Consider the following 21,168-nt stretch of genomic DNA (forward strand, 5'->3'; position numbering starts at 1 on the left):
TAAGAGTTTGCATTGCCCGCTATTTCGGGTGAAGAGGTGAATCAAAATGAGTCATAGAGCGAACCGTGTTGGGGAGCAAATGAAAAAAGAATTGGGCGATATCATCGGCCGTAAAATTAAAGACCCGAGAATCGGCTTTGTAACGGTAACCGACGTTGAAGTTACCGGCGATCTCCAGCAGGCAAAAGTGTTTATATCCGTGCTGGGTGATGAAGAACAAAGGGAAAATACGTTAAAGGGCCTTGCAAAGGCAAAAGGTTTTATCCGCTCCGAAATCGGCCAGCGCATCCGCTTGCGGAAAACACCGGAAATTCTCTTTGAATTTGATGAATCAATTGATTACGGGAACCGGATTGAATCGCTTCTTCATCAAATCAAGGATGAAGATAAAAGCTAAAATGGCAACGGCTTATTTAACAAACAGATAACACTTAATTAGAGCATAGAACTGAACTTGACTGTAAAAAGGGGTAGACTGCTGTCTATCCTTTTTTTATAAATAGGCTTCTATAAAGATGTGGCAGGAGGGCGAAACATTGGAAGGGATATTGCCGCTTTTAAAGCCAAAAGGGATGACTTCCCATGATTGTGTTTTTCGCTTAAGGAAAATTTTAAAAACAAAAAAAATCGGCCATACCGGTACACTCGACCCGGATGTGACCGGCGTTTTACCTATCTGTATCGGCAGGGCAACCAAGGTGGCCGAATATATAACCGATGCCGGCAAAGCCTATGAAGGAGAAGTGACGCTCGGTTTTTCCACTTCAACTGAAGATGCCGCAGGCGAGGTCATTGACAAGCAGGCCGTTGACAGAGAGATATCGCGTGATGAGATTCTGGACGTTCTGGGGTCCCTGACCGGGGAAATTGTACAGACGCCGCCGATGTATTCCGCGGTGAAAGTGAATGGAAAACGCCTTTATGAGTATGCCCGCCAAGGTATAGAGGTCGAGCGGCCGACGAGAAAAGTAACGATTTATTCAATTGAATTATTGGATGACCGCATAATTTTTCAAGGCGGGACGATTACCTTCCGTTTTCGGGTATCGTGCAGCAAAGGTACATATATTCGAACGCTTGCGGTCATGATTGGCGAAAAATTGGGTTACCTTGCGCACATGTCCTGCTTGACGAGAATTCGATCAGCACAATTCAGCATCGCCGACTGCTTAACCCTCGAAGAGGTCGAGGCTGTGATGTCAGAGGGGAAAATAGAGACGGTTTTAGCTCCGCTTGAAGCAGGCGTTTCCCATTTGCCGAAATTTACAATAAGTGATACATTAGCAGAGAAAGTAAAAAACGGCGCTTTACTTCAGATTCCCCGTCACTTAAGCAGTGAATCTGGACCGATATTGGTTGAAACGGAGGCAGGGCGTGCCCTTGCCATTTATCGCCATCATCCCCGTAAACCCGGATTAATGAAACCGGATAAAGTGCTCAGAAACGAATAAAAGGTGAGGAACTGCGTGGAAGTTATTACAATTGATCATCCGCATCATTTTAAAACGAATGAATTGCCTGCTGTCGCGATGGCCCTTGGCTTTTTTGACGGAGTCCACCTCGGCCACCAAAAGGTGATCCAAACGGCAAAGGACTTTGCTGACCAGAATGGCCTGCAAAGCGCGGTGATGACGTTTGATCCGCACCCATCTGCCGTTCTCGGCAGAAGCGGCCAGCAGATTGAATACATATCCCCCCTGCCCGAAAAAATCGATTTGATTTCAAGGCTGGAAATCGACTATTTATATGTTGTCCGGTTTACAAAAGAATTTGCGAATTTGCTGCCACAGGAATTTGTTGACCAGTATATTATCGGCTTACACGTAGTACACGCGGTCGCTGGATTTGATTTTTCGTACGGAAGAATGGGAAAAGGGACGATGGAAACGATCACTTTCCACTCACGCGGGAAATTCACTTTTACGACCGTGCCGAAGCTTTCCAAAGGTTCGGAGAAGATCAGCTCGTCGTTAATCCGCACCCGGATCAGGGAAGGAAAAACGGAGGACCTTCCCCCATTGCTTGGCAGGTTCTACCAAACTGCAGGAATCGTCATTCATGGCGATAAACGGGGCAGGAAGATTGGGTTTCCTACTGCAAATGTCGACATTCCGGAGGATTGGCTTATACCGCCTTCCGGTGTCTATGCCGTCCGCGTAAAGGTGAGCGGGTGCTGGCACTATGGAGTATGCAATATTGGCTACAAACCAACGTTTAATCAGGAGAAAGCCGCGAGGCCAAGCGTTGAAGTACATATCTTTGAATTCAGTGACGATATTTACGGGGAGCCGCTTGTGATCGAGTGGCATCTTCATATTAGAAAAGAGCAGAAATTCGCCGGTATTGAAGAGCTCGTTGCACAAATTGAAAGGGACAAGCTGGAAGCACTCGCATACTTTAAGAAGAGCTATATTTAAACTTGCTTTTTGTCTAAAAAAGTTGTATTCTTATTAACGTATCAAAAGAGAACCTTTGCTTGGCAAGACGAGTCACCGACGCTTGCTCGGTAACAGGGGATTATAAAATAGGAGGTGAACAGGATGGCAATCACGCAAGAACGCAAAAATGAACTTATTGGTGAATTCAAGACACACGAAAGTGATACTGGTTCTCCAGAGGTTCAAATCGCTGTCCTTACTGAACAGATCAACAACTTGAACGAGCATTTACGTACTCATAAGAAAGATCACCACTCTCGTCGCGGTCTTTTGAAAATGGTCGGTAAACGCCGTAACCTTTTAACTTATTTGCGTAATAAAGATGTTCAACGTTATCGTGAACTGATCAACAAGCTTGGTTTACGTCGATAGTCTGCCGAAGCGGGATTTTTTTCCCGCTTTTTTTCTATGTCCGGCTTGCGCAGGCGGAGTCTGTCGCTCCAGTACGCTTGATTAAACGAATACATATGATTGGACATGCTTTCAGAAAAAGTTTGAAAATGAGCTTCACATTATATAAGTTACGGCTATTTTGTACATACTATTATTAATTTGTCATAAGAGCATTTATATGCTTTCCTAATAGAAGATCAGAAGTTAACAGAAAATTGTTTTTTCTCGCTTAACTCTGAGTGTGATTGATGCAGAGAGGAGTTTTATACGAATGGAACAAAATAAACAAGTCTATTCGATAGATTGGGCTGGCCGGGAATTAAAGGTTGAAATCGGCCAACTGGCAAAGCAGGCAAACGGGGCAGTGTTGGTACGCTACGGAGATACGGTTGTGCTCAGCACGGCCACGGCTTCAAAAGAACCGAAAAATTTGGATTTCTTTCCACTGACAGTGAACTATGAGGAACGTTTATATGCGGTAGGGAAAATTCCCGGCGGATTCATTAAAAGGGAAGGCCGACCAAGTGAAAAGGCGATTCTTGCCAGCCGCTTGATCGACCGGCCGATTAGGCCCCTGTTTGCTGATGGTTTCCGTAATGAAGTCCAGGTCGTCAGCATGGTGATGAGTGTGGATCAAGACTGTTCATCTGAAATGGCAGCGATGTTTGGCTCTTCGCTGGCATTATCCATTTCTGATATTCCGTTCGGCGGACCGATTGCCGGAGTCAGCGTCGGCCGTGTCGACGGCGAATTTTTGATTAATCCGACAGTCGGGCAGTCCGAAAAAAGCGATATACATTTGGTCGTAGCCGGTACGAAAGATGCCATTAACATGGTTGAAGCAGGTGCCGATGAGGTCCCTGAAGAAACAATGCTCGAAGCGATCATGTTCGGCCATGAGGAGATTAAGCGCTTAGTCGCTTTCCAGGAAAAAGTTGCGGCCGAAATTGGCAAAGAAAAAATGGAAGTCGTCCTTTATGAAATTGATCAAGATATCGAAGCCGAAGTCCGTCGATTATGTGAGCAGGATATGATCAAAGCGATCCGGGTTCAGGAAAAGCATGCCCGCGAAGATGCGATAAAAGCAGTGAAAAATGATGTTCTGGCAAAATTTGAAGAGCGGGAAACAGAAGATGATACGATTAAGCAGGTCAAACAGGTATTGGATAAGCTTGTTAAAGGTGAAGTCCGCCGCCTGATTACAGAGGAGAAAGTGCGCCCGGACGGCCGCGGCGTTGATGAGATCCGCCCACTTTCGTCCGAGGTAGGCATTTTGCCGCGGACGCATGGCTCAGGTCTGTTTACACGCGGGCAAACTCAAGCGTTAAGCATCTGCACACTCGGTGCTTTAGGAGACGTGCAAATTCTTGACGGACTCGGAATCGAAGAAGAAAAACGTTTTATGCACCATTATAACTTTCCTAACTTCAGCGTCGGGGAAACAGGTCCAATGAGAGGCCCGGGCCGCCGTGAGATCGGCCATGGTGCTTTGGGTGAGCGTGCATTGGAACCGGTTATCCCGCCTGAAAAGGACTTCCCGTATACAGTCCGCCTTGTATCAGAAGTTCTTGAATCGAACGGTTCAACTTCACAGGCGAGCATTTGTGCAAGCACACTCGCGATGATGGATGCGGGTGTACCGATCAAGGCACCTGTTGCCGGTATTGCGATGGGTCTTGTGAAAGCAGGCGAACATTACACGATTTTAACAGATATTCAAGGAATGGAAGACCATTTGGGAGATATGGACTTCAAAGTGGCCGGTACGGCCAGTGGAGTAACGGCTTTGCAAATGGATATTAAGATCGAAGGTTTATCGCGCGAGATTTTGGAAGAAGCCCTGCAGCAGGCGAAAAAAGGCCGGATGCAGATCCTCGACTCAATGCTGGCAACGATTTCAAAGCCTCGGGAAGAGCTGTCAACATATGCACCAAAAATCTTGGTGTTGAGGATTAACCCGGATAAAATTCGTGATGTGATCGGGCCAAGCGGCAAGCAGATCAACAAAATTATTGAAGAAACCGGTGTAAAAATCGACATTGAGCAAGACGGCACGGTGTTTATTTCATCTGTTAACGAAGAAATGAACCAGAAAGCCAGGAAAATCATTGAAGATATTGTCCGTGAAGTAGAAGTCGGGCAAATATATCTCGGAAAAGTAAAGCGTATTGAGAAATTTGGAGCATTTGTGGAGATTTTTGCTGGAAAAGACGGGCTTGTCCATATTTCCGAGCTTGCCGAGGAGCGGGTTGGAAAAGTGGAAGATGTGGTGGCAATTGGCGATGAACTTCTTGTCAAAGTCACCGAGATTGATAAGCAGGGCCGTGTCAACTTGTCCCGAAAAGCAGTTTTAAAAGAACAAAAAGAAAAAGCGCAGCAATAATAGCGAAATCCCCGCGCCCGGGGACAGGGAAGAAGCCAGGGACAACCCTGGCTTTTCTTATAGATGTTCTACCTTGTCCTGCCTTCACATATTTTTTATGGAAGGAGGCGTATCGGATGAAAAAAATAGCTTTAATCGCATTATTTATTGTGTTTGCTTTTATATTTATTAATAACCAGAGGATAGACCATTATGTTGCGGTATTGAAAACGGAAACCCTTTCGGCCGGGAAGCAGAAAAGCCTGTTACAAGAAGAGATTGAACGGAGAGCCAAAGAGTACGAAATCCCCCCTGTCGACGCTAAAATAGACCGGGTTTGGAAAGCGATCCCGGGCTATAACGGACTGAAGGTGGATGTGGAAGCCTCATATAAAAAAATGAAGGAAACCGGGAAATTCGCCGAAGAAGACCTTGTTTTCGAGCAAACAAGCCCGGCCGTCCACTTGAGTGATCTTGCGGCAGCTCCGATCTATAAAGGCAATCCCGACAAGCCGATGGCCGCGTTTATCATCAATGTTGCCTGGGGAAATGAATACATACCGGATATGCTTGCCACCTTAAAGAATCATCACGTTTCAGCGAGTTTTTTTCTGGAAGGAAGATGGGCAAAGCAAAATCCGGAGCTGGTGAAAATGATTGCTGCCGCCGGCCATGAAATCGGGAATCATTCGTATTCCCACCCGAATATGAAGACGCTCGGTACGGCAAAAATTCACGAAGAATTAAAGAAAACGAATGAAGTGATAGAAGCGACAACCGGTATAAATCCGGTCTGGTTTGCACCTCCAAGCGGAAGCTACCGGGATGAGGTCGTCCAGATTGCTGCGGCGATGAAATTAGGAACAGTTATGTGGAGCGTTGATACAATTGATTGGCAAAAGCCTGCGCCTCACGTTTTAATCCAGAGGGTTGTTACGAAGGTGCATAACGGGGCGTTAATCCTTATGCACCCGACCGATCCCACTGCAAAAGCGCTTGATCAATTGATTGTGCAAATTCACGAGAAGGATATTGAGCTTGGAACGGTTTCTGACGTCTTAAGCGAAAAAAGATTAATGAAGAAGGACAAGAAATAAAAACTTCTTTTTGGAAAAAATAACAACAATAAGCTATACTTACTAAATGCAGTAATACTTGCAGCCGGTCGTTCCAGAACAGGAGGAATTAATTTGATTAAGAAATATACTTGCAAGAACGGTGTTCGAGTTGTCCTTGAAAATATACCAACCGTTCGCTCCGTCGCAATCGGCGTATGGATCGGAACAGGATCACGCAATGAGGTCCCTGAAATTAACGGAGTTTCGCATTTTTTGGAGCATATGTTTTTTAAAGGAACAAAAACGCGGACAGCCCGGGAAATCGCTGAATCTTTTGATAGCATCGGCGGCCAGGTAAATGCCTTCACCTCGAAGGAATATACATGTTATTATGCAAAGGTTTTAGATACCCACTCGCAATTTGCTCTTGAAGTACTTGCGGACATGTTTTTTAATTCAACGTTTGTCGAAGACGAATTGGATAAGGAAAAAAACGTCGTGTTTGAAGAAATTAAAATGTATGAAGATACGCCGGATGATATCGTCCACGATCTGTTGAGCAAAGCGATTTTTGAAAAGCATTCACTTGGCTATCCGATCCTTGGCACTGAAGAAACGCTCCAGTCGTTTACTGGAAATACACTTCGAGAATATATGCACAACACCTATACGCCGGAAAATGTTGTCGTTTCTATTGCCGGAAACATTTCTGACTCCTTTATAAAAGAGGTGGAGAAATATTTCGGCAGCTATGAAGGCGGGAAACAACCGGGAGCGGAAGAAACTCCCGTTTTTCATACAAACCAGGTTACCCGCAAGAAAGAGACCGAGCAGGCCCATCTATGTGTAGGCTTTGAAGGCTTAAAGGTCGGCCATGACGACATGTACAGCTTGATTGTATTAAATAATATCCTTGGGGGCAGCATGAGCAGCCGCTTGTTTCAGGAAGTGCGTGAACAGCGGGGCCTCGCTTACTCAGTCTTCTCTTATCACTCGGCATATCAGGACAGCGGGATTGTCACGATTTACGCCGGGACCGGAGCGAAACAGCTTGATGTGTTATTTGCGACAATCCAGGAGACATTAAACAAACTTAAGGCTGAGGGTATTACCGATAAAGAATTGAATAACAGCAAAGAGCAGTTAAAAGGAAGCTTGATGCTCAGCCTCGAAAGTACGAACAGCCGGATGAGCAGAAACGGGAAGAATGAGTTGCTGCTTGGCCGCCACCGCTCCCTCGATGAAATTGTTGAACAAATTGATCAAGTCACCAAGCATGGCGTGAATGAAATGGCGAAAAAGATTTTTAAGGATGATTATTCAATTGCGTTAATCAGCCCTGATGGAGAGCTGCCAAAGATTTCTGCATAATGATTGTTCAAACAGCCTGCCAATGATGGTATGGCTGTTTTTTGATTTAATTTAAGGACATTCCCCTATTCTAAATTGGCGGTTGGGTCGATACATATGTAAAAAATACTTTTTTGTGGGGGATTATAAATGAAGCTGAGTGAATTGAGCGGAAAAGAAATCGTTGACGCAAAGCGTGCTGAAAGGCTCGGTGTCCTCGGGCAAACCGATCTGGAAATCAATGAAGCGACCGGACAAATAGAAGCATTGATTATTCCGACCGGGAAATGGTTTGGATTGCGGAAGCAGGGCGGGGAAGTCCGTGTTTCCTGGCGCCACATAAAAAAAATCGGAAACGACATGATTATTATCGATGTTCCTGACGAGGAGCACAAACTGTAAAACCGGCATTCTCAGGCCGGTTTTTTTCTTTGTATTTTACCACGATTTATAAAGTGAAGTCCTCCTTTTTGCAGGAAAACTCACCGATTTCCCGTTTCTATCATAATATGTGGGAGCAGTGTTTAAAACGAAATACTTTGTGATAACACAGAACGGGATAACCAGCAGGTTGACGGTCGTTCTGGTCGGAAACGATCGGCGATTTTAAAAGCTTTGCTGATGATCCCGGTAACAAGAGATAAGTTTCATTCCATATAAGAAGGTGATTGTATTCATGCTAACAGGAATGCAGATCGCAGTTATTGGCGGTGATGCCAGGCAGCTTGAGATTATCCGCAGGCTAACAGAACTGGATGCGAGGCTTTCATTAATCGGATTTGAACAATTGGACCATGCCTTTACCGGAGCTGTTAAGGAAAAAATCGAGGAAGTCGATTTTTCAACAATCGACGCGATTATTTTGCCCGTTCCCGGAACGAGCCTAGACGGCCAAATTGAGACGATTTTTTCCAATGAGAAAGTCTTTTTAACAGAAAAAATACTCGCAGCGACCCCAGCTTATTGTACGATTTATTCGGGAATTACGAATTCGTATTTAAACGAAATAACGAAGCAGGCAAACCGGCGCCTTGTCCAGCTTTTTCAGCGGGATGATGTCGCGATTTACAATTCGATTCCGACCGTCGAAGGAACAATTATGATGGCGATCCAGCACACCGATTTTACCATTCATGGCTCAAAAGTTGTTATTTTGGGATTGGGAAGAGTCGGGATGAGCGCCGCAAGAACCTTTCATGCCATGGGCGCCAAGGTGGCCGTTGGAGCGAGAAAGAGTGAACATATCGCGCGGATCACCGAAATGGGCTTAACCGCTTTCCACCTTGATGACATCAGCAAAGTCGTCGCTGATGTTGATATTTGCATTAACACCATTCCATATTTAGTTGTCACTGCATCGGTTATATCGAAAATGCCTGTCCATACGCTGATTATTGATCTCGCCTCAAAACCGGGAGGAACAGATTTCCGCTACGCGGAAAAACGGGGAATTAAAGCTCTCTTGGCACCGAGTCTTCCCGGCATTGTCGCCCCAAAAACGGCAGGGCAAATTTTAGCCAACGTTCTTTCTCAGCTGCTTGGTGAGGATTTACTAAATCGAAAGGAGAAAGAAGCATGAGTGTAAAAGGGAAAAGAATCGGTTTTGGGTTAACAGGTTCACATTGCACATACGATGCCGTGTTTCCGGAAATAGAGAAACTTGTCAATCTGGGTGCTGAAGTGATTCCGGTCGTCACCTTTACCGTGAAAAATACGGAAACCCGGTTTGGAAGCGGGGAAGACTGGGTGCAAAGAATTGAAAATGTGACAGGCCAGGCAATGATCGATTCGATTGTGAAGGCTGAGCCGCTCGGCCCGAAGCTTCCGCTTGATTGTATGGTGATTGCCCCGTTAACCGGCAATTCAATGAGCAAGCTCGCCAATGCGATGACAGATTCCCCCGTCCTGATGGCTGCAAAAGCGACATTAAGAAATGGAAATCCAGTCGTACTGGGTATTTCAACGAATGACGCCCTTGGATTAAACGGAGTCAACCTGATGAAATTGATGGCAACGAAAAATATTTATTTTATTCCATTTGGCCAGGATGATCCTGTGAAAAAGCCCAATTCGATGGTGGCGCGAATGACGATGCTTGAAGAAACGATTGTTGCGGCAATGAACGGCACCCAGCTTCAGCCTGTTATAGTAGAAAGATATAAAGATGCCAATTAACAACACCCTTTTCCGGAGCTTAAGGCAAAAAGTTTATTCCTTTAATGAGCGAATATGTTAAAATAAATGATATTACGGGGATGAAGCATCGGTGACGCACATAAAGCTGCTTACATTCCCGAAACTCCAATATTTTTTTAAAATAAGATAAACATGCTGATTTTATACCGGAAGGGGAATTATAGATGGGACAGACTCATGGATTGCATATTGCTGTAGTCGGAGCAACAGGCGCTGTCGGCCAGCAAATGATTAAAACATTGGAAAACCGCAAATTTCCAATTTCAAAAATAAGCTTGCTATCTTCACAGCGATCTGCCGGCTCGAAGGTTGTATTTAACGGTGAGGAAGTGACCGTTCAGGAAGCGAAGCCTGAAAGCTTTGAAGGGGTCGACATTGCCTTGTTCAGCGCAGGCGGCAGTGTTTCGAAACAGCTCGCTCCTGAAGCAGTCAAACGGGGCGCGATTGTGGTCGATAATACGAGTGCGTTTCGCATGGATCAAAACGTTCCACTCGTCGTTCCGGAGGTAAATGAAAATGACCTGCATCAACATAACGGAATTATTGCAAATCCAAATTGCTCAACGATTCAGATGGTCGTTGCGCTCGAACCGATCCGCCAAAAATACGGTTTAAAGAAAGTGATTGTCTCCACATACCAGGCCGTATCAGGTTCCGGAGCTGCTGCCGTCGAGGAACTGTATGAACAAACCCGGGCAATTATTGATAATGAACCGTTTGAACCGAAAATTTTACCGGTAAAATCCGATAAAAAGCATTACCAGATTGCTTTTAACGCAATTCCGCAAATCGATACGTTCCAGGACAATGGCTTTACTTACGAAGAAATGAAAATGATCAACGAGACAAAGAAAATCATGCATTTGCCCGAGCTCCAGGTTGCCGCAACTTGTGTGCGCCTGCCCGTTGCAACCGGCCATTCCGAGTCGGTCTATATCGAGGTGGAAAACAGCGGTTTAACTGTCGAAGCATTCAAGGCCATACTTAAAGACGCACCCGGCATCACGCTTCAGGATGATCCGGCCAATCAAATTTATCCAATGCCTGCTGACTGCGTCGGCAAAAATGATGTGTTTGTCGGGCGGATTCGCAAGGATCTTGACGAACCAAACGGTTTCCACCTTTGGGTTGTTTCCGATAACCTGTTAAAAGGTGCGGCATGGAATTCCGTCCAGATTGCCGAAAGCTTAATGAAGCTGGGACTTGTCAAAGAGGGCAATTAATCTCTCATTCTCCAAAAAAGAGAAACGAGTCAGATAAATTTTAGAGGTGTTACGATGAAGATAATCGTTCAAAAATTTGGAGGCACTTCTGTCAGGGATAAACAAAGCCGGGAAAGCGCAATCCGTCATATTAAGAAAGCTATTTCAGATGGATATAAGGCGGTTGTGGTCGTGTCTGCGATGGGCAGGAGCGGGGACCCTTATGCAACCGATACGCTTTTGTCACTAATTGGCGGGAATGCGAGCAAAGTCAGCAAGCGGGAACAAGACCTGTTATTATCCGTTGGTGAAACGATTTCAAGTGTCGTGTTTACCAATATGCTGCTCGAACACGGCGTTAAAGCAGTTGCTTTAACCGGGGCGCAGGCAGGCTTTAGAACAAACAATGACCATACAAGCGCAAAAATTGTTGATATGAAATGCGAGAGGCTGATAAAAGAGCTTGAACTGCATGATGCCGTTGTTGTCGCAGGGTTCCAGGGCGCTGCGAAAAATGGTGACACCACAACGATCGGCCGCGGCGGAAGCGACACATCCGCAGCGGCTTTGGGGGCTGCTCTTGAGGCTGAGTGGATTGATATTTTTACCGATGTGGAAGGGATTATGACGGCAGATCCGCGGATCGCCGCAAATGCGCGGCCGTTATCTGTCGTAACATACAATGAAGTCTGCAATATGGCCTACCAGGGGGCAAAGGTGATTCATCCGCGCGCGGTTGAGATTGCGATGCAGGCGAAAGTGCCGATCCGGATCCGCTCAACCTACACGGATAATCCCGGGACGCTTGTGACGTCGATTAACAAACAGAACAGGGGCAGCGATATTAAAGAACGCCCTGTCACCGGCATTGCCCATGTTTCAAATGTTTCACAAATTAAAGTGTATGCCAAAAAAAATCAATACAATTTACAGGCTGAAGTTTTCAAAGCGATGGCAAATGAAAAGATCAGCGTCGATTTAATCAATATATCACCAAATGGTGTCGTGTACACTGTTACAGATGAAGTGACCGACCATGCGATCAATGTGCTGGAAAATCTCGGCCATGAGCCTGTTGTCGAACGGAACTGTGCAAAGGTATCCGTTGTTGGCGCAGGAATGGCCGGAGTTCCCGGGGTTGCCGCGAAAATTGTTACGGCCCTATCAGAAAAGGGGATCAGAATTTTACAATCTGCTGACAGCCATACAACCATCTGGGTCCTGGTTAAGCAAGATGACCTTGTAAATGCGGTAAACGCTCTTCACGATGCTTTTCAGCTTGAATCGGAAGCAATGGAGTTTGAAAGAACAGATATATAAGAGGTATGAAGGAGTGGAATTATGGTTCTTTTCGGCAGAGTTTCGACGGCTATGGTAACACCTTTCGATAAAAAAGGGCATGTTGATTTTGCAAAAACGACCCAGCTCGTCAATTATTTAATAGATCACGGGACCGAATCTCTTGTTGTTGCAGGGACAACCGGTGAATCGCCGACCCTTTCCAAAGAGGAAAAGCTCGCCCTTTTCCAGCATGTTGTTAAAGCCGTCAACAAAAGAATTCCGGTGATTGCCGGAACTGGCAGCAACGATACTTATGCATCAATTGAATTAACGAAAAAAGCGGAGCAGCTTGGTGTCGACGCCATTATGGCCGTTGCCCCATATTACAATAAACCGAATCAGGAAGGGCTCTACCAGCATTTCAAAGCGATTGCGGAAAGCACAAAGCTTCCGGTCATGGTTTATAACATTCCCGGCAGAGCCTCAGTTAATATCGCACCGGAAACGGTCGTTCGCCTGTCTCAAATCGCGAATATCGTTGCCGTGAAGGAAGCAAGCGGGGATCTGAATGCGATGACCGATATCATTGCGAATACGGATGATGACTTTTTGCTCTACAGCGGTGATGATGGCTTGACTCTTCCTGTCCTGGCTATTGGCGGTACAGGTGTTGTCTCTGTTGCTTCACATGTTATCGGTAATGAAATGCAGGAGATGGTCCGTGCACACTTTGCCGGGAATTTTGCGCAAGCCGCAAAGCTTCACCAAAAGATCCTGCCTGTTATGCAAGGATTATTTGCAGCGCCTAGCCCTGTTCCGGTAAAAACGGCGCTCCAGCTGCGAGGGCTTGACGTCGGTTCTGTCCGCTTGCCGCTCGTCCCGCTTTCCGAGCAAGAACGGACGGCATTGGCACACCTTTTAAAGACAATATAAAACAACATAACACGTAAAAACAGCCTTGCCAGAGGAATTGGCATGGCTGTTTTTTTGCAATTATCATCCACTATGTATGCGTATCGTCAACTTCCACTATCTTATCGTCAACTTATAAATAAATCCGTCAACTTCGCAATTTTATCATCAACTTTCTCGAAATATCGATTATTTTGCATAATTCGACGATGTTCGCAATCACAGGGAGAAACCGGGCCAACAATATAGTTGTAAACAATTTCTGTCATCAAGTATAATTGTTTTAACTGATTTTTTGATCGGCGAAAACAACATAGGAGGAACTTACGTGAGTATGACAAGAAATGAAAGTATTAAGCTGATTGCCCTGGGGGGCGTAGGCGAAACGGGCAAAAATATGTACGTCGCAGAGGTGGATGACGATATATTTGTGATCGATGCAGGCTTGATGTTCCCGGAGAATGAAATGCTTGGAATCGATATCGTGATTCCCGACTTTTCATATTTGCTCGAAAACAAATCAAGAGTGAAGGCGATTTTCCTTAGCCATGGCCATGAGGACCATATTGGCGCCCTAACATATGTGCTGCGGGATCTCGATGTACCCGTGTACGGAACAAAGCTCACCATTGCCCTGGCACAGGCAAAATTAAAAGAGCAAGAGTTTAAAGGAACAGCTGACTTTAGAGAAATCAATTCCGATTCCCGTTTAACGTTTGACAGTGCGGAAGTGACCTTTTTCAGGACAAACCACAGCATTCCCGACTCAGTCGGAATTTGTATCGACACTTCCGGAGGAGCCATTGTTTATACTGGCGATTTTAAATTTGATCAGGCCGCAACCGATTTATACAAGCCGGAAATCGGGAAAATGGCCGCCATTGGTGATAAAGGTGTTTTATGCTTGCTGTCAGACAGTACCGAAGCGGAAAGGCCCGGATACACCATCTCTGAGTCCGTTGTCGCCAAAGAAATGTCAACGGCATTTTACAATGCCCACGGCCGGATTATTGCCGCCTGCTTTGCCTCCGACTTGAACCGCATTCAACATATCTTTAATGCGGCAGCAGAAAACGGGCGAAAAGTGGCAGTTGTCGGCAAAAGCCTGCAGCGTATCTATGACATTGCCCTGCACCTTGGCTATATTGAGGTTGATGAAGGTTTAATGATTCCAATCAGCGACATCGATCAATATGCGGATAAAGAAATCGTTGTTCTAACAACAGGAGAGCAGGGAGAACCGATTGAGGCATTGCAAAAAATGGCCAAGCAAGACCATAAGCAAGTAAATATCCAGGATGGCGATACCGTCATTTTTGCCGCTTCTCCTTTGACAGGAAGCGAACTGTTTGTGTATAAAACGATTGATATGCTGTGCCGCGCCGGTGCGAACGTCGTATCAGGAAAATCGATCACCCAGGTGCCGAGCCACGGCAGCCAGGAAGAACTTAAATTTATGATTAATCTAATGAAACCAAAGTACTTTATTCCGGTTCATGGCGAATACCGGATGCTAAAAGCCCATGCCCGGGTTGCCAAAGAGTGCGGTATTCTCGATGAGCAAATCTTTATCGCTGACAAAGGGGATGTATTCGAGATTAAGCAAGGCCAGATGAAACCGGGCGGCCGCGTGACAGCCGGAAACGTATTAATCGATGGCAGCGGTGTCGGCGATGTCGGCAATATTGTCCTTCGTGACCGGAGGCTTTTATCTCAGGATGGCATCCTGCTTGTTGTCGTGACATTAAGCAAAGGCACCCGGAAAATTGTCGCAGGGCCGGAAATCATTTCACGAGGGTTTGTCTACGTGCGCGAATCAGAAAAGTTGATGGAAGACTCAACAGAGTTGGTCCGCCAGATTGTTGAAAAAAGTATCTCGAAGCCTTCCTTTGATTGGACAAGTTTAAAACAGGATATGAGAGATTCACTAAATCAATATTTATATGAAAAAACTAAACGGAGACCGATGATCCTGCCGATCATCATGGAGGTTTAGAGCTGAAAACAGGTATTGGCTGTCCGGGCCGTACCTGTTTTTTGCTTCTTGAACCCGGAATATTTCTTCAACGATAGAATGAAATCTCTGCCAGAGATCATACTAACATTATTATTGCTTGAAGGGAGAACATGATATGGATCAAGAACGGTTTCAGACAGGCTTTAACAACCAGGATGAGGCGGAACAGCAACATGACGAAAAAGGTTCGACTTTAATCGACAAAATACAGCAGCTTGGACAAACAAATGTACCTCAGCTGTCACAGGATTCAACGATCCATTGCTTGACGATTGTCGGCCAGATTGAAGGGCATATGCAGCTGCCTCCGCAGAATAAAACAACAAAATACGAGCACATTATTCCGCAAATCGTTGCCATTGAGCAAAACCCGAAAATAGAAGGACTTCTTGTCATCCTTAATACGGTGGGCGGGGATGTCGAGGCCGGCCTTGCGATCTCCGAAATGCTTGCATCACTCTCAAAGCCAACCGTTTCGATTGTCCTGGGTGGCGGACATTCTATTGGTGTGCCAATAGCCGTGTCAACCAATTATTCGTTTATTGCCGAAACTGCGACAATGACGATTCACCCGATTCGCCTGACAGGTCTTGTTATCGGGGTTCCGCAAACGTTTGAATACCTGGATAAAATGCAGGACAGGGTGATAAAATTTGTTACAAGACATTCGAAAGTAAGTGAACAAACCTTTAAAGACTTAATGTTTGAAAAAGGGAATTTAACAAGGGACATTGGAACAAATGTTGTCGGGAGCGAGGCAGTGGCTCACGGCTTGATTGATGAAGTAGGCGGAGTTGGGCAGGCGATGACAAAGCTTAACGAATTGATTGAATTAAATAGGGCAAAAAATGGGGCGGTCATTCAATGATCCTGTACACTATGATCCCTGAAGAGATGATATTTCCTCCTGAGAGAGATGTGCACAGCAAGCAAAAATTGATTAACTTCGACGGAATTCCGCTTATGGTGGAATTGGTTGACGACCAGTCTTACCGGGTAATCCGTGTTTTAAGCAGCGATCCCCAACACTTTTTGGATGCGCGCTGCTCACCGGGCGCAAAAATTTCTTTTTCATAATTCCCGCCTGCCTTATGTTTGGACTGGCAATATGGTATAATAATGACAACTCATAAAGAAGCAGCCAGCTTTGGGCTGCTTTCTTAATTGTCCTGGAAACATATATTTACTACGACCAGATTAAGATATAAGGTGATAAAATGGCTAAAAGAAAAAGAAGACAGTCAAGAAAAAAAGATCATTTGAAAAGGACGCTGAAATTTGAGCTGGCTGCTCTGATTATGATTACGCTGGCCGCAATTTCGCTTGCCAAGCTTGGGGCAGTCGGGAAGGGGATTGTTCTGTTCTTTCGTTTCTTTATGGGAGAATGGTACATATTGAGTTTAATTGGCCTGATCATTTTTGGCGGATATTTAATGTGTAAACGTGAATTCCCGTTTTTATTTTACAGAAGGCTTGTTGGGATATACATCATTATTGGATCCTTGCTGCTCCTAAGCCATGTTACACTCTTTGAGCTGATGTCAAGCGGGGGAAGCTTCACCAATCCGAGTGTCATTTCAAATACATGGGACCTTTTTCGTATGGAAATCAACGGGCAAACAAGCACTACCGACCTGGGCGGCGGCATGATTGGTGCTGTCCTGTTTGCGCTTTTCTACTATTTATTTGATGAAGCCGGCACCAAGTTAATTGCCACTTTGTTTATTATCATTGGCTTTATTTTGTTGACCGGGAAGACATTCGGGGGTACTGCAGCAAAAATAGGCGGATTTCTATGGAATTTCGGCAAAAAGAATTGGCTCGCTTTTGTTGACGATATTAAAGAATCAACCACCCGTCGAAGGGAACGAAGAGCAGCCAGAAGGCTGCAGAGGCTAAAGCAGCGCACCCGTGCACAAGCTGAACAGGATAATCCGGCGGGTCCTGCCCAAGACGAAACGGACACGAGAGAAGAACGGCCTTCTGAACCAATCATTTCAAGCTTTGCGGAAAGAGCCTATCCTTCTCCGGCGGCCGGCGAAGCGGAAAGCGGCAACGCGCAACAACGGAATGGATCTGCGGAGGACGATTCTGCACCGCCAATGACGTTTACTGAAGTAGAAAATACCGCATACGAGCTTCCGCCGGTAAGCCTGCTCAAGCATCCGCGCCAAACGGACCAAAGCGGTGAATACGAGCTCATCCACGCGAATGCTGCCAAGCTGGAACGAACCTTCCAAAGCTTCGGGGTAAAAGCGAGGGTCACACAGGTACACCTTGGACCGGCTGTCACGAAATATGAGGTCCACCCGGATGTTGGTGTAAAGGTAAGCAAAATTGTCAGCCTCAGTGATGATCTTGCGCTTGCCCTTGCTGCTAAAGATATCCGAATTGAGGCGCCGATACCAGGTAAATCGGCAATCGGCATTGAAGTTCCGAACTCAGAGATCGCAATGGTTTCGTTGAGGGAGGTTCTTGAAGCAAGGGAAAATGACAGGCCGGAAGCAAAACTGATGATCGGCCTTGGCCGGGATATTACCGGCGAAGCCGTTTTGGCGGAGCTTAATAAAATGCCCCACCTGCTTGTCGCGGGGGCAACCGGCAGTGGAAAAAGTGTCTGTATCAATGGAATCATTACAAGCATATTAATGCGGGCAAAACCGCATGAGGTCAAGCTAATGATGATCGACCCGAAAATGGTCGAGCTGAATGTCTATAATGGAATTCCGCATTTACTTGCTCCCGTTGTAACCGATGCAAAAAAGGCTTCCCAGGCCCTAAAAAAAGTTGTCAGTGAGATGGAAAGGCGCTACGAGCTCTTTTCGCATACGGGAACAAGAAACATTGAAGGATATAATGACTATGTAAAAAGGCAAAACGCGGAAGAAGAAGCGAGCCAGCCCCTCTTGCCTTATATTGTCGTCATCGTCGACGAGCTCGCCGATTTAATGATGGTGGCTTCTTCAGATGTTGAGGACGCGATTACAAGGCTGGCACAGATGGCTCGGGCCGCAGGCATCCATTTAATTATTGCAACGCAGCGTCCGTCTGTTGATGTCATTACCGGGGTCATCAAAGCAAACATTCCTTCGAGAATTGCTTTCGCCGTATCATCGCAAACCGATTCGCGGACAATCCTTGATATGGGAGGAGCTGAGAAGCTGCTCGGCAGGGGGGACATGCTGTTTTTGCCGGTCGGAGCTTCGAAGCCGGTTCGGGTCCAGGGCGCGTTTTTGTCGGATGAAGAGGTTGAAGATATTGTCGATTTTGTGATTGCCCAGCAAAAAGCCCAATATCAGGAAGAAATGATTCCCGATGATATTCCGGAAAATACGACAGAGGTCGATGATGATCTTTATGACGAAGCAGTTGAACTGATTGTAGAAATGCAAACAGCCTCTGTATCGATGCTGCAAAGGCGGTTTAGAATCGGCTACACCAGGGCAGCCCGCTTAATTGATGAAATGGAAGCAAGAGGGGTTGTCGGTCCGTATGAAGGAAGCAAGCCACGGGCCGTGCTCGTCTCAAAACCGAAAGAAGAAGCAAGTTCTTAAACAAAAGCCGGCAAGTCCGGCTTTTTGTTATGGGTAAAACACAATTATGAGATTATGAAAGCTAAAAACTGTTTCCGGCCGTTTTTAAATACTTCTATACAACGGATATTGTGACATACTATTAAAAGCGCTTACAAAAAAGTCAAGAGAAAAATTCATGTCAATTTTTTACCGGGAAAAGTGAAGCAAAAATACTTGGGTAAACAAAAGAAAATAGTTGACAAGACAAGGATTCTGAACTGTTTTTCTCTATGAATAGACCAGCTATTAAGAGAGCTGATTTTGTATATATTTTCGACTTTTGTAAACTATAAGCTTTTTTCGACAAAATCCTGAAACTCTATTTATTTATACCGGAAAAAGTGTTATAGTATTTTCGATTAGTAGGAATGATTGAACATCAGAGGTCTGATGTCTGTAGAAAAGTGGTTGGAGGAGCACATGTCTATCAAATCAGATAATCGGCATTTGTATTTACAAGTCATCGATCGAATTAAGCAGGATATTGACGAAGGCAGGTATAAAGAAAGAGAGAAGTTGCCTTCAGAATTTGATCTTGCGAAGCAGCTCGGAGTCAGCAGGGCTACTCTTCGTGAAGCGTTAAGAATTCTTGAAGAGGAAAATGTCATCATTCGCCGCCATGGCGTTGGGACATTTGTAAATGCCAAGCCGCTGTTTACTTCGGGGATCGAGCAGCTTAACAGTGTAACGAGCATGATTGAACAAGCAGGCATGACTCCCGGGACAATTTTCCTAAGCTCATCAACGCTGAGCCCAACCGAAGAGGATCTTCGCCGCTTCTCATGTACCAAGGATGACGAAATTGTCGTGAGTGAACGTGTTCGAACCGCTAATGGGGAACCTGTCGTGTATTGCATCGATAAAGTTCCAAAAAAAATCATGCCGGAATCCTTTTCCCATGAGCAGGAATCGCTCCTCAGCATCCTGGAGGAGAAGGCAGGGCGGAAAATCACTTATGCGGTTGCCCAAATCGAACCGATCGGCTATCACGAAAGAATTTCACCGATCCTGGAATGTGACCCGGAAACAGCTTTGCTTGTCCTAAAGCAAATGCATTTCGATGAAACGGACGAACCTGTTCTCTATTCAGTCAATTATTTTAAAGCCGACAAGTTCAGTTTTCACGTTCTGAGAAAAAGAATTTAATTTTCTCACACAGTGCAAACGCCTGGGCGATTCAGACCATTTCTACTATATCTACAACACTTTAGGGGGTACAAACCTTGAAAAAGCGTAAATTTGGATTAGCGCTGTCACTTGTGCTTGCTGCTGGAACGATTTTGGGAGCTTGCGGCAATGCAGACGAAAAAGACAATAACGGAGCTGGCGGAGGAGAAACAAAAGAAGAAAAATTCTCTGTAGCAATGGTAACGGATGTCGGTGGTGTAGATGACAAATCCTTCAACCAATCTGCATGGGAAGGCCTCCAGAAGTTTGGTGAAGAAAATGGCCTTGAAAAAGGAAAAGGCTATGATTATTTGCAATCCCAATCTGACGCTGACTATGCTACGAACTTAAATAATCTTGTTCGCAAAAATTACAGTCTTATCTTTGGAATCGGTTTTATGATGCAGGAAGCTATCGATGAGATTGCCAAACAGCAAAAAGACGCCCACTTTGCGATTGTTGATGCTGAAGTTAACCAGCCTAATGTTGCAAGCATTTTGTTCAAAGAACAGGAAGCTTCATTCCTTGCTGGTGTCACAGCAGGACTTGCGACAAAGACGGGTAAAATCGGTTTTATCGGCGGTGTTGAAGGTGCGGTAATTGAGCGCTTTGAATCTGGTTTCCGGGCTGGTGTCCAAGCGGTTAATCCTGAAGCCACTGTTGACGTGAAGTATTCAGGTGCGTTTGACAAAGCTGAGCTTGGCCAAACGATTGCAGCGACAATGTACTCTTCCGGTGCGGATGTAATTTTCCATGCTGCCGGCGGAACAGGTAACGGCCTATTTAAAGAAGCACGCGACCTTAAGAAAAAGGATCCTTCTAAAGATTTTTGGGCAATCGGCGTTGACTCTGATCAATCAGCCGAGGGTGTAGTAGAAATTGAAGGCGAAGAGCACAATGTTATCATCACATCAGCTCTAAAGCGCGTTGATAATGCCGTAATCGATATTTCAAAACAGGCTAAAGAAGGAAACTTCCCTGGCGGAGAAATTACGACTTACGGATTAAGTGAAGACGGCGTCGGCCTTGCTCCAATCAATGACGAGCTTGCCAACAAAGCGGATATTGAAGCTGCTGTCGACGAGTGGAAACAAAAAATCGTTAGCGGGGAAATCAAAGTTCCAGGAACTCGTGATGAATTAAAAACTTTCTCTGTTAAGTAAGATCAAAAAGGAATAAGCGGTCACGGCTTTTTGGCCTCTTATTCCTTTTTTAAT

General features: G+C 45.4%; 19 protein-coding genes. All 19 read left to right on the forward strand.

All coding sequences use genetic code 11. The features are described 5' to 3' along the window. Positions 1-46 precede the first annotated feature (46 nt). The 19 genes from rbfA (at position 47) to CU633_RS09810 (ending at position 21,114) form a co-directional block, all read left to right on the forward strand. Positions 47-397, forward strand: coding sequence for a 30S ribosome-binding factor RbfA (gene rbfA / locus CU633_RS09720; RefSeq protein ID WP_101659851.1), 351 nt, complete (start codon positions 47-49; stop codon positions 395-397). Positions 398-536: 139 nt separating this feature from the next. Continuing rightward, positions 537-1,451 carry a tRNA pseudouridine(55) synthase TruB gene (truB, locus tag CU633_RS09725; protein WP_101659853.1) on the forward strand — a complete coding sequence of 305 codons (915 nt, stop codon included), beginning with the start codon at positions 537-539 and terminating at the stop codon, positions 1,449-1,451. 15 nt (positions 1,452-1,466) lie between these two features. Beyond that, a complete protein-coding gene (gene ribF, locus CU633_RS09730) occupies positions 1,467-2,417 on the forward strand; it encodes a bifunctional riboflavin kinase/FAD synthetase (RefSeq protein ID WP_101659856.1) in 951 nt (316 codons plus the stop codon). A 123-nt stretch (positions 2,418-2,540) separates the two neighbouring features. After that, entirely contained in the window at positions 2,541-2,810 is a 270-nt protein-coding gene (gene rpsO, locus CU633_RS09735) for a 30S ribosomal protein S15 (RefSeq protein WP_101576683.1), read from the forward strand. Between the two features lie 292 nt (positions 2,811-3,102). Further along, on the forward strand, positions 3,103-5,214 hold the full coding sequence (gene pnp / locus CU633_RS09740; protein WP_101659858.1) for a polyribonucleotide nucleotidyltransferase: 2,112 nt from the start codon (positions 3,103-3,105) through the stop codon (positions 5,212-5,214). Positions 5,215-5,330: 116 nt separating this feature from the next. After that, positions 5,331-6,290, forward strand: coding sequence for a polysaccharide deacetylase family protein (locus tag CU633_RS09745; RefSeq protein ID WP_101659870.1), 960 nt, complete (start codon positions 5,331-5,333; stop codon positions 6,288-6,290). A 93-nt stretch (positions 6,291-6,383) separates the two neighbouring features. Next, positions 6,384-7,622: a M16 family metallopeptidase gene (locus CU633_RS09750; RefSeq protein WP_101659871.1), complete on the forward strand. Its 1,239-nt coding sequence runs from the start codon at positions 6,384-6,386 to the stop codon at positions 7,620-7,622. 129 nt (positions 7,623-7,751) lie between these two features. Further along, positions 7,752-8,003: a YlmC/YmxH family sporulation protein gene (locus CU633_RS09755; RefSeq protein ID WP_101659873.1), complete on the forward strand. Its 252-nt coding sequence runs from the start codon at positions 7,752-7,754 to the stop codon at positions 8,001-8,003. Between the two features lie 274 nt (positions 8,004-8,277). Continuing rightward, positions 8,278-9,180, forward strand: a complete 903-nt coding sequence (dpaA, locus tag CU633_RS09760) for a dipicolinic acid synthetase subunit A (RefSeq protein ID WP_101659875.1) — start codon at positions 8,278-8,280, stop codon at positions 9,178-9,180. Then, on the forward strand, positions 9,177-9,776 hold the full coding sequence (gene dpaB / locus CU633_RS09765; RefSeq protein WP_101659877.1) for a dipicolinate synthase subunit B: 600 nt from the start codon (positions 9,177-9,179) through the stop codon (positions 9,774-9,776). The genes dpaA and dpaB overlap by 4 nt, the downstream gene beginning before the upstream one ends. Before the next feature lie 185 nt (positions 9,777-9,961). Then, the gene (asd, locus tag CU633_RS09770; protein WP_101659879.1) at positions 9,962-11,020 is read left to right on the forward strand and encodes an aspartate-semialdehyde dehydrogenase; all 1,059 of its coding nucleotides are present in this window, start codon (positions 9,962-9,964) and stop codon (positions 11,018-11,020) included. 54 nt (positions 11,021-11,074) lie between these two features. Beyond that, positions 11,075-12,319 (forward strand): aspartate kinase, encoded by a 1,245-nt coding sequence (gene dapG, locus CU633_RS09775; protein WP_101659881.1) that lies wholly within the window; start codon positions 11,075-11,077, stop codon positions 12,317-12,319. 21 nt (positions 12,320-12,340) lie between these two features. Continuing rightward, positions 12,341-13,213 carry a 4-hydroxy-tetrahydrodipicolinate synthase gene (dapA, locus tag CU633_RS09780; RefSeq protein ID WP_101659883.1) on the forward strand — a complete coding sequence of 291 codons (873 nt, stop codon included), beginning with the start codon at positions 12,341-12,343 and terminating at the stop codon, positions 13,211-13,213. Positions 13,214-13,526: 313 nt separating this feature from the next. Continuing rightward, on the forward strand, positions 13,527-15,188 hold the full coding sequence (locus tag CU633_RS09785; protein WP_219620953.1) for a ribonuclease J: 1,662 nt from the start codon (positions 13,527-13,529) through the stop codon (positions 15,186-15,188). 136 nt (positions 15,189-15,324) lie between these two features. After that, positions 15,325-16,077 (forward strand): ClpP family protease, encoded by a 753-nt coding sequence (locus CU633_RS09790; RefSeq protein ID WP_101659887.1) that lies wholly within the window; start codon positions 15,325-15,327, stop codon positions 16,075-16,077. Then, positions 16,074-16,286 carry a YlzJ-like family protein gene (locus CU633_RS09795; protein WP_101659888.1) on the forward strand — a complete coding sequence of 71 codons (213 nt, stop codon included), beginning with the start codon at positions 16,074-16,076 and terminating at the stop codon, positions 16,284-16,286. The genes CU633_RS09790 and CU633_RS09795 overlap by 4 nt, the downstream gene beginning before the upstream one ends. 140 nt (positions 16,287-16,426) lie before the next feature. After that, the gene (locus tag CU633_RS09800; protein WP_101659889.1) at positions 16,427-18,763 is read left to right on the forward strand and encodes a DNA translocase FtsK; all 2,337 of its coding nucleotides are present in this window, start codon (positions 16,427-16,429) and stop codon (positions 18,761-18,763) included. Between the two features lie 441 nt (positions 18,764-19,204). Further along, entirely contained in the window at positions 19,205-19,930 is a 726-nt protein-coding gene (locus CU633_RS09805; RefSeq protein WP_101659890.1) for a GntR family transcriptional regulator, read from the forward strand. A 77-nt stretch (positions 19,931-20,007) separates the two neighbouring features. After that, on the forward strand, positions 20,008-21,114 hold the full coding sequence (locus CU633_RS09810; RefSeq protein ID WP_101659891.1) for a BMP family lipoprotein: 1,107 nt from the start codon (positions 20,008-20,010) through the stop codon (positions 21,112-21,114). Positions 21,115-21,168: the final 54 nt, after the last annotated feature.

The organism is Bacillus sp. V3-13, from assembly GCF_002860165.1.
Taxonomy (GTDB): domain Bacteria; phylum Bacillota; class Bacilli; order Bacillales; family Cytobacillaceae; genus Bacillus_BJ.

What these genes read in the sequence shown, in the direction of transcription:
- pnp (WP_101659858.1), top strand. Translation starts at nt 3,103, where the DNA reads ATGGAACAAAATAAACAAGTCTATTCGATAGATTGGGCTGGCCGGGAA.
- dpaB (WP_101659877.1), top strand. Translation starts at nt 9,177, where the DNA reads ATGAGTGTAAAAGGGAAAAGAATCGGTTTTGGGTTAACAGGTTCACAT.
- CU633_RS09795 (WP_101659888.1), top strand. Translation starts at nt 16,074, where the DNA reads ATGATCCTGTACACTATGATCCCTGAAGAGATGATATTTCCTCCTGAG.
- CU633_RS09745 (WP_101659870.1), top strand. Translation starts at nt 5,331, where the DNA reads ATGAAAAAAATAGCTTTAATCGCATTATTTATTGTGTTTGCTTTTATA.
- CU633_RS09805 (WP_101659890.1), top strand. Translation starts at nt 19,205, where the DNA reads ATGTCTATCAAATCAGATAATCGGCATTTGTATTTACAAGTCATCGAT.
- rbfA (WP_101659851.1), top strand. Translation starts at nt 47, where the DNA reads ATGAGTCATAGAGCGAACCGTGTTGGGGAGCAAATGAAAAAAGAATTG.
- dpaA (WP_101659875.1), top strand. Translation starts at nt 8,278, where the DNA reads ATGCTAACAGGAATGCAGATCGCAGTTATTGGCGGTGATGCCAGGCAG.
- CU633_RS09755 (WP_101659873.1), top strand. Translation starts at nt 7,752, where the DNA reads ATGAAGCTGAGTGAATTGAGCGGAAAAGAAATCGTTGACGCAAAGCGT.
- rpsO (WP_101576683.1), top strand. Translation starts at nt 2,541, where the DNA reads ATGGCAATCACGCAAGAACGCAAAAATGAACTTATTGGTGAATTCAAG.
- dapA (WP_101659883.1), top strand. Translation starts at nt 12,341, where the DNA reads ATGGTTCTTTTCGGCAGAGTTTCGACGGCTATGGTAACACCTTTCGAT.
- CU633_RS09785 (WP_219620953.1), top strand. Translation starts at nt 13,527, where the DNA reads ATGACAAGAAATGAAAGTATTAAGCTGATTGCCCTGGGGGGCGTAGGC.
- CU633_RS09790 (WP_101659887.1), top strand. Translation starts at nt 15,325, where the DNA reads ATGGATCAAGAACGGTTTCAGACAGGCTTTAACAACCAGGATGAGGCG.
- dapG (WP_101659881.1), top strand. Translation starts at nt 11,075, where the DNA reads ATGAAGATAATCGTTCAAAAATTTGGAGGCACTTCTGTCAGGGATAAA.
- CU633_RS09800 (WP_101659889.1), top strand. Translation starts at nt 16,427, where the DNA reads ATGGCTAAAAGAAAAAGAAGACAGTCAAGAAAAAAAGATCATTTGAAA.
- asd (WP_101659879.1), top strand. Translation starts at nt 9,962, where the DNA reads ATGGGACAGACTCATGGATTGCATATTGCTGTAGTCGGAGCAACAGGC.